General features: G+C 43.7%; 4 protein-coding genes. All 4 read right to left on the reverse strand.

Features of this window, described 5'->3' with window-relative positions:
- Positions 1-46: 46 nt before the first annotated feature.
- Complete coding sequence (locus PEH01S_RS33785) at positions 47-1,327, reverse strand: hypothetical protein (protein WP_127490412.1); 1,281 nt, start codon at positions 1,325-1,327, stop codon at positions 47-49.
- Positions 1,328-1,443: 116 nt separating this feature from the next.
- Complete coding sequence (locus PEH01S_RS33790; RefSeq protein WP_025845920.1) at positions 1,444-2,307, reverse strand: hypothetical protein; 864 nt, start codon at positions 2,305-2,307, stop codon at positions 1,444-1,446.
- A 33-nt stretch (positions 2,308-2,340) separates the two neighbouring features.
- A complete protein-coding gene (locus PEH01S_RS33795; RefSeq protein ID WP_127490413.1) occupies positions 2,341-4,548 on the reverse strand; it encodes a C40 family peptidase in 2,208 nt (735 codons plus the stop codon).
- Positions 4,549-4,588: 40 nt separating this feature from the next.
- Positions 4,589-5,983: a hypothetical protein gene (locus PEH01S_RS33800; RefSeq protein WP_127490414.1), complete on the reverse strand. Its 1,395-nt coding sequence runs from the start codon at positions 5,981-5,983 to the stop codon at positions 4,589-4,591.
- Positions 5,984-6,026 lie beyond the last annotated feature (43 nt).

Raw genomic sequence — 6,026 nt, forward strand, 5'->3', positions numbered from 1 at the left:
AAATGATCTCCAATAAAAAAGAATCAATTTTTTTAAAACTTATCCATTATTTCTTACTTTCCCTAAAAGATTTTGCAATGGTTTTAATATCCTTTAGCAGCTTATCGTACTCTTCCCCGTCTTTTTTGGCGTCCGGCGAACCTTGATATATAGCTTCTGTCGGTCCGGCTTGGATAAAAACTTGACCGTTCAAAATCCCCACTTTTTCAAATGGCACGCCGATGTCTTTACCGCCACGATCCCACCATTCATTCCACTCAACTTCTGTCCCCCAAACCTGAATGTCAAAAAGCTCCGCCTTTTCTAACGCCTTGTTTTCCGGCAAAAAATAGAAGAAAACCCCTTCCTCTTTCTCAACAACTTCATACTTCCCTTTCCAAGATGCAGGAATCGTTAGAGAGAAGTTAAAAGGCTTGTTCGTGTAAGTCTCATGATCCTTTTCGCTGCCGTGTTTGGGATTTTGACTTGATTTTTCTGAGTTCCTCACTTCATTTGTTGCAACTGCCGCTTTTTTATATTGACTGACCTGAAATAATGTGGCTTCGGAACGGTCCGTCTCAACGATTTTGCCTTTCAGGCCCGCTTGGAGATGATCCTCTACGTTTGCATTGATTATCCAAGTCCTATCACCCTCGATGATCACCTTCGTTCCAATTTCATTTTCTCTATAATTTCGTACGTAATATTTGTAAGTGCCATTTGGAAATATACTGCTGTCCTGAAGCTCATCCATGATTGATTTTTCAATTTTCTCGACAACCTTTTTTCTTTCGGAGTTCATCGCAGGAAATAAGGGTTGTGAGGCTTTATCAATTTTTAATTGAGCTGATTTGGAAAATTGGTATTGTTGCTTTTCAATCAGAGACTTCAGCTTCTCTTTGTCAAAATCCAGCTTAAAATTTACTATTTCATTGGAATAACCTTTTTTCGTCAAACTTAATTCCATAGCTAGAAAATTTTTGTCCGCAGTAGGCTGCTCAAATAAAACAATCTTATTTTTACTGTCAGCGGTGCCTAGATATACAGATACATCGGCAAGCTGGTTTTCAAAAGCTCTAAAATGCGAATAAACCCCGTTATACCAAAGATGATCATTGATAGCCGTGCGGACGTTTTCCAGAAAAGGGTCGTTTTCTTGAGGTTCCTGATTAACTTGCACCTCAGAATTACGCTGTTCGTTGTTTTGACCCTGACTAACGAAGTGGCTGTCATCATTTTGAGTTATCGATGAGCTATTGCTGCCAGGCGACTTATTACATGCCGCAAACATAGTTGCCATTATGATAATAAAAATGAATTGATCAAAACTGTTATTTAATGCTTTCATTTTACACTCCGGAACCAGCACTATCGGTGCTACTTGAACAAAGCTTGATCATAATTTCGAATTTTTCAAGTAGTAAACCTCTGTACCTTTATCCTTTTGAATAAAATTACACGATGTCATTCCCGCCGTAGTTGTACATCTTCCCCATCATACCGGATGATTATTTCATCAGTTGCCGTATCGCCATCAAACAAGAAAATGTTCCATTTTAAATTCGGGATAATTAAATTATTACTCACCTCTCTACCATATATTGACATCGATTCATTTAGTCTTTTATCATTAGGATTTGAAATGTTATTGCTCCTACTTTTTTTGAATGGTATGGAGACGCCCTTTATCGTTATCTCCTTGTTCTCTCCCAAAAGATCCTCTGCAAATACATCAACTGCAAAATATGATGTTTCGCTAGATCTGGAATCTGTTCTCATGACAACGTCCGACAAAAAGTCAAACTCGTTTTCAAGACCTCTCAGTTTATTAACGGCCTCTTTGTACACCTGTTGTTTTTTAGTCACTGGGTGAGTCAATGCTATGAAGTGAACGCCGGATACGGAGTATCCCGAATAAACAATGCTATCTTTCAAGTTTTGCTTGATATCATCCTGTTTACGGATCAGCCACTTGACCGTTTCGTCGTCCATATTGAAGTTAGCAAGTCCGCGTGCCCGGTCTGAAGCCATGATCAAATTGTATTTGGAAGCCTCTCCTTGCTCTATCTTGGAAATATAATCGGAGAATTCGTTTAACAGTCTCAAGCCCACCTCTCTTCTTTTCCCTTTTTCCAAAATCTTGCTTTCTTGATCATTTTTAATCAATTTTGTTTCAGGTTTTCTTTCAACAGATTCTTCCTGCTTGGGAGAAGCATGATTGGAGAGAACGTCTTGAGGCTTTTGTTCTCCCTTCATACATCCGGACAAGCCCAAAATAAGAAATAACAAAAAAAACAAGCAGATGCTAATGCGCTTACGAATTTTCATACTACCTCCCAAATAAAATAGCTATGATTTATATCAATTCACAATACTTCCGTCATCCTGAATAATACGTCTGACCCCTGCAATTGTCCCCATATACTTCAGTTTTGTAATTTTCACGTTCCCTTCGGAATTAGATGTTTTTGGTCCTTCATGAACCATGATATCATCGCCAGCCGCATCTTTACCCGCATAAATACCAACGTGGCCTCCATTACCTGTAAAGACCAAATCTCCTAATTGATAATCACTAACGACCTTCCCTCTCTCAATTTGTACTCCTGTACTTCGGCCAATGTTTATATTCAATTCGGTAAGAAATACAGACGAAGTAAAAGCAGAACAGTCCATAACTGAAGGCTTTGGAGAGGTGTTAAAGTTGATTGTCGTTGAAGTACCATTTTCAAGTAAGTATTCAATTTGCCCGATCCATTTTGTGGCTTGATTTACGATTGCCTTTCTCTTGGCATCCGATGATGAGGATCCATTAGTTGCTTTTTGTATTGATTCCGCTGTCTCCTTTGGTTTTATATCTGTATCTTTTGGCTTCGTTTCTGTTATTTCAGTTGTTTTACTTTTAGAATCTGTTGTTTCAAATTTGTAATTTTTTATATTATTGTAAGTCGCATTTCTCCGATTTTCATATTGACCCATAACGTTATTTTCTAGAGCTGCGGCATGAATACTATCAAGAGTTACTGCCCCACTAATGCTTCTAACAACCTCGACAGCTCTTTTGGGACTCTGATTATATAAATCGGAAAAATAAATTAGTGCTTGTTTATCCGTAATCCCTTGCTGATTTTTGCCACTATCAAGATATCCCTGAACATCTTCTCTTGCCTGCTGATCCTGTACTTGTTTCCCCCATGGAGTAGTAAGTAATTTTTTGAGCGCATCATGTTCACGTTTATCCGTTATTATTCTGGCTCCCCATGTACTTCTATCCTGTGATAATTCTGAAAAGAGAGAGGTGCCCTCTAGAATTTTTTGAATTTCCATATGGCCTTGGCTAGTATCCAAATTTTTGATTTTGTTTAATAAATCAAATGCTCTATCCGCATGCCATTGTATTTTCCCAATGCTAAGCGCCCCATTATCATTATCGACTACCGTACCATAGTCACCTTCGTTACCAAAAATAACATTCTGTGCAATTGTTACTAAATCTGTAGCATCGTTAGCACTCTCTTCGCTGTTCTTCGTTACTTTGTTAATATTATTCTTCGCCCATTCCGCTTCTTTCGGGGAACCGTACAAAATCAACTCGGCCAGAAACAAATTATCGTTAGCCCACTTGTCACCGCCAGCCTTTTGATCCGTATCATAAAAAAATTGGGCATGATTTTCCCATTCCGCTTTATTAAAAACCCCGTTCCACGCACGGCCTTTCGAGTTCCCATACTTGCTCGGCGTATGACTCCGGTTATCCGCAACAACTCGTTCCGCTTCTTCAATGCTGTGATCGATCGTAATCGTTCCGCCCATATGCTCTCGCGCATATGCGGCGCTGGCGACGGCTTGGTTTGCATCGCCGTTCGCTTGCTTCGGGTCCGCCCAGATTTGCTTCGCGCCCCAGATCATTTCATTGCCGACCATCCGCTGCGCATCGGCCAAATCATCCTGCAGCGTAATCGTTCCGCCCATGGCACGTCCTTCGGCCGCCAGCTTTTCCGCTGTTTCTTTATTGGCCTGATTGTGCTCTTTATGCGCCTCCGCCCATAAAATTTTCGCCGACAAAATCATCTGATTGCCGACCATCCGTTTCATCTCTTCCGTATCGCAGTTCGGGATGGTCCCACCCAATTTACGAGCCTCCCCAGCGTCCTGCTCCGCCTGTTTTTTTCCCGCCTCGTCCCCTTTCTTTTGCGCATCCAGCCATGCCATCCGGGCATCCAGTATCCGCTCGTTGGCCACGATATTTCGTGCCAGCTCCTGATTGATCTCGCGTGAAATGACTCCGCCCATCTTCCGTCCGGTTGTCGCCAGAACATCCGCTTTATCTATAAGCCGCTGCTTCTCTATGGCATTCTTCTCGGCATCTGCCTGGGCCCGGATTTTTTTCGCTTCCCAGATCATTTCGTTACCGGCCTTCCGCCGCGCGTCCTCTGGAGTGTCCCATCCGTTCGGAATGACGATAAACGGGTCCACGCCTTCGCTCATGCTTCGCTTCCACTCTGCAATCATTTCTTCCTTGGTCGGTTCCCGCTCCAGAACCTGAGCGCCTGTCGTAGCTTTCGGCATCTGACTCCCTCCTCGCTTCTGTGATCCGCATGGTCTGCCGCTAGTTCGTTTTCACCTTATCTCCCTGAAGCTTCACATTGCCGTCCAGCTCGACCAGGCTCGTTTTGCATTTCAGGCCCAGCGTGTTCTGCGCCGATATTTGCACCGTATTTCCGGCATGCAGCGATAAATTCCCATCCGCTTTGACCCGAATGTCTTTTTTACTGCGGATTTCAATGCCATGATCGTCGATTAAACGGATCAGCACTTCGTCGTCTTTACCGGTAATTAAAATTTCATTGTTTGTGAAGGCGATCGCTTTCCGGTGCTTGGTCATAAAAATTTTGACCTCCGGCTTCTTGATCAAATCTCCATCTTTTGTTTTCATACGGATTGAATGTGTAACGATAGCTTCCTCTTCGTTATCCGAGGGGAAATAGATGTTCACTTCGTCGTCCAGCTCCGGCATACAATACCATCCCGTATCACCTTCTGCGGTATAAAACGTGGCGTGGGGGAACGAGCAGGTTTCTGCGACAACAGGCTTCGCCTTATCGATTTCATGAAAATGCACCTTGATCCGATCTTCCTCGATCCCGATCACTTTTCCTCGAACGGATGACCCTTTGAGCTTGCTGTTCTGCAGACGCTTTTGCTGCAGTCCGTCAGAGGTGGTCAGCACATATTCATGCTTGAGCACCCCGTGCCTGATGGCGGCAATCGACTGAAAGACGTATAACGGCCGATGCTTATAGGTAACGGAATCCCCGATGTTCAGCAGCACGTCTTTTTTACCGGTGCTGTGTATTTTATAGTACAATAAGTTGCCATTTTCACCATCGATTCCAGAACCGATCTTGCGGGTGACGGAAAAGTTAAAGTTCGTGAGCTCGCCCTTTTCCACCCCGTGCGGCAGACCAAAATAAAACTGCGGCTTCGCTGCCGTTGCACTCGGAATCAGTCCCCAGCGAAAACGGGATGCCATTCGTTTCATAAACTCCCAGTCCGTCTCGTCGTACTGCATGGTGAACTTTTGCAGCGCCGTCTGATCCAGACTGCTGTTCCAATTGGCTCCGGAATAATTCCCCAAAAGGCTTTCGACCAGCTTGTGATATGTCAGCTTCTGATTCTGGAACGTTCTGCGGTTGACCTTCATGTCCATTGCATATGTATGGGATACGGCTTCGCCGACGATATAGTACACGTTCGCCGCGGCTCTTATCCGAATATTCATCAGCCGTCCTTTGAACAGGTCGATGAGCTTCCCGTCTTCCTTGCGGTAAGAAATGTCCAGCGTCGTCGACGATTCCGCCATCTCCACGTACCTTTCTTTCACGTCGTCCCTGACAATTCCGGTAAAATAAGCCTTCGCATGATCGTTGATCCGTTGGGTTATTCGAACCTTAGGATTCGTCAGCGCGATTGCCGTTTGGTTCATCCGTATGATGGGTTCCATGCTCGTCGCTCCTTTAGTTTATGTAATATCTCGGGGGGGGGGG

Source organism: Paenibacillus ehimensis NBRC 15659, from assembly GCF_004000785.1.
Taxonomy (GTDB): domain Bacteria; phylum Bacillota; class Bacilli; order Paenibacillales; family NBRC-103111; genus Paenibacillus_G; species Paenibacillus_G ehimensis.

Coding starts and splice junctions, on each gene's coding strand:
- PEH01S_RS33790 (WP_025845920.1), bottom strand. CDS start 2,307: ATGAAAATTCGTAAGCGCATTAGCATCTGCTTGTTTTTTTTGTTATTT.
- PEH01S_RS33795 (WP_127490413.1), bottom strand. CDS start 4,548: ATGCCGAAAGCTACGACAGGCGCTCAGGTTCTGGAGCGGGAACCGACC.
- PEH01S_RS33800 (WP_127490414.1), bottom strand. CDS start 5,983: ATGGAACCCATCATACGGATGAACCAAACGGCAATCGCGCTGACGAAT.
- PEH01S_RS33785 (WP_127490412.1), bottom strand. CDS start 1,327: ATGAAAGCATTAAATAACAGTTTTGATCAATTCATTTTTATTATCATA.